Source organism: Pseudomonas syringae (assembly GCF_000737245.1).
Taxonomy (GTDB): domain Bacteria; phylum Pseudomonadota; class Gammaproteobacteria; order Pseudomonadales; family Pseudomonadaceae; genus Aquipseudomonas; species Aquipseudomonas syringae_J.
Map to the genome: position 1 here is coordinate 1 of NZ_JPQU01000105.1, position 301 is coordinate 301.

Annotated in this window: 1 pseudogene; it reads left to right on the forward strand. The window is 53.8% G+C overall.

Features of this window, described 5'->3' with window-relative positions:
- A pseudogene (locus tag IV01_RS27325) lies at positions 1–89 on the forward strand (flagellar protein FliS); the annotation flags it as partial.
- Positions 90–301 lie beyond the last annotated feature (212 nt).

A 301-nucleotide genomic window follows, 5' to 3' on the forward strand; every position in this document is an offset into this window, starting at 1 on the left:
GGCATAACGATATCGACAAGCTGAACGAAGTGGGCAAACTGCTGGGTGAGATCAAACTGGCCTGGGATCAGATTGCGCCGAAGGCGTAAGTGTTCTCTTCGATACCGGTTTTTGTTCGGCTTTAGCCCAATCATTCGATTTCCTTCAAGGACCTTCATGCAGCCACGCAAACAAGCATTCGCTACGCTGACCGGCAAGCTGCGCGATGCCTTGGTAGCAGGCGACTGGGAATCCATAACGGCGCTGGATGATGAGTGCCGCACGCTGGTCGCCGCATTGCGTGACGAAGATGCTTTTGATG